At 62.8% G+C, this 269-nt stretch carries 1 protein-coding gene; it reads right to left on the bottom strand.

Annotated features, from left to right (window positions below):
* Nucleotides 1-269: hypothetical protein (locus CDN38_RS29820; RefSeq protein ID WP_204903256.1), on the bottom strand; the 269-nt coding region annotated here is incomplete at both ends.

Below are 269 nucleotides of genomic sequence, written 5' to 3'. Positions count from 1 at the left end.
GGTAGATACGGTCGCCTGACCATCCGACGTTCTCGACATCCTTGATCTGGTATTCCGGCGCGGAGGTCCACGCCATGGAGACCGGCCCGCGTCGTGGGTCAACGTCCATGACGATGAGGACGGAGGTCTTAAGCGGGTAGCGTTCCGCGTCGCTCAACGTCACGTCGAGCATCATCTGAAGCATGAACTCGGCGGCGGTGCCGTCCAGTTCGTTTACGATCAGCTTGGCGTCGGTGAAGCGGTCGGGATCGGTCGGCGCCCCTCCGAGC

The sequence above is a fragment of the Mycobacterium ostraviense genome (assembly GCF_002705925.1).
Taxonomy (GTDB): domain Bacteria; phylum Actinomycetota; class Actinomycetes; order Mycobacteriales; family Mycobacteriaceae; genus Mycobacterium; species Mycobacterium ostraviense.
The sequence above is the reverse complement of the archived record's forward strand: the minus strand, read 5'-3'. Positions and strand labels throughout refer to the sequence as shown.